Annotated in this window: 2 protein-coding genes; both read left to right on the plus strand. The window is 39.0% G+C overall.

Annotated elements, in window-relative coordinates; all coding sequences use genetic code 11:
- The first annotated feature begins 382 nt into the window (after positions 1 to 382).
- Positions 383 to 841, plus strand: coding sequence for a MarR family winged helix-turn-helix transcriptional regulator (locus V7147_RS22625; protein WP_335370057.1), 459 nt, complete (start codon positions 383 to 385; stop codon positions 839 to 841).
- 10 nt (positions 842 to 851) lie between these two features.
- Positions 852 to 1,646 carry a glutamate racemase gene (gene racE / locus V7147_RS22630; RefSeq protein WP_335370058.1) on the plus strand — a complete coding sequence of 265 codons (795 nt, stop codon included), beginning with the start codon at positions 852 to 854 and terminating at the stop codon, positions 1,644 to 1,646.
- The last annotated feature ends 35 nt before the right edge of the window (positions 1,647 to 1,681 follow it).

Below are 1,681 nucleotides of genomic sequence, written 5' to 3' on the forward strand. Positions count from 1 at the left end.
TTCCGTTCCTTGGAAAAGGAAACCACTTTTCCGGCGTGCAAAATCGTCTGCTCACGTATCAACTACATACGTTCCGCTACTCAAAACTGCTCCGCCTCGAACTTTCGACGCACAGGACGTGCTAGTGTCGACAATGCCACAGGACGTGGCGTTCTTGTCGACGGGTCCTTTTCATCCTCCTTTTTGAACTCTATATTTAAAGAACAACTACATAGTTTCTAAATACTTGAACTTGCTTTTTACGCGAAAAAAGTAGAAAATAAGAATAATATAGTTTTTTCCTGAAATGAAAAAGTTCTTACAGATTATACAATTCACGAACTGTGCCACGAGAGAAAACAGGTGGATTTTTACACTAAAAACCTTACTAGGAGAGGATGTAATGACTGTTCAAGAGAGCAATGAAACAAAAGACTACCAAGTAATCGCAGATATCGAAAAATCTCTTCGTTTTATTTCCGGATTAATCAAACAAAAAGGCCGTGAAATCTTAAGTAACTTCACAATTACAACACCACAATTTATTGCCCTACAGTGGTTGCTTGAACATGGAGACATGACAATTGGTGAATTATCAAATAAAATGTTTTTAGCATGCAGCACAACAACCGATCTTGTTGATCGAATGGAAAAAAACACTCTTGTTATGCGGGTAAAAGACCCAAAAGATCGTCGTGTGGTTCGAATTCATTTACTTGAAGAAGGAGAACGTATCATTGAAGAAGTAATTAAAAAAAGACAAGATTATTTACATGAAATCATGGAAAACTTTTCCGATGAAGAAGTTATCCAACTAGAACAAAGTCTAAGAAAATTACATCAAGAAATGCGAGTAGAATGAGGCGAAACGTTTGAAAAGACCAATCGGTATTATTGATTCCGGGGTGGGCGGGTTAACCGTTGCTCGGGAAATAATTAGACAATTACCAAATGAAGAAATCATATATTTAGGTGATAACGCAAGGTGTCCGTATGGACCAAGACCTACAGAAGAAGTTCGTCAGTTTACATGGGAGCTGACGAATTATTTATTGTCACACGATATTAAAATGCTTGTCATCGCCTGTAATACGGCAACTGCCCTTGTATTGGACGAAATCCAAGCTGAGCTCTCCATCCCTGTAATCGGAGTAGTATCCCCAGGGGCAAGGACTGCATTAAAGGTTACAAAAAATAACTACGTCGGTGTTATCGGAACAATCAATACTATTGAAAGTGGAGCTTATGAAGATGCACTAAAATCAATTAACAATCAAATCATTGTCGAAAGTCTTGCATGCCCCCGATTTGTTCCAATTGTCGAGGCAGGCGAGTTTGTTGGTCCCGAGGCGGAACAAATTGTAGCCGAATCTCTTGAGGCTTTACAAGGCAAAGAAATCGACTCCCTGATCCTTGGTTGTACCCATTATCCACTCCTTCGTGATACCATTCAAGCTTATCTTGGAGATAGTATCAAGCTTATCGACTCCGGCGCTGAAACAGCACGCGAAGTCAGCACTGTATTATTCTATAGTGGATTATTAAATAAAAAGGCAAGGAAAAAGAATCACCTGTTCCTCACAACAGGCGAAAAAGAAATTTTCCAAAAAATTGCAACCAGCTGGTTTGAAAAACCAGTTTATAATGTGAAATCAGTAAAGTTATAGTAAAAGAAAGTCCCTGAGGGTGGTTACCCCTAAAA

This window comes from Bacillus sp. JJ1521 (genome assembly GCF_036965165.1).
In the GTDB taxonomy this organism is placed as follows: domain Bacteria; phylum Bacillota; class Bacilli; order Bacillales; family Bacillaceae_L; genus Ferdinandcohnia.

Bases quoted from the DNA above. Each gene is read 5' to 3' on its own strand.
- V7147_RS22625 (WP_335370057.1), top strand. From the start codon at position 383: ATGACTGTTCAAGAGAGCAATGAAACAAAAGACTACCAAGTAATCGCA.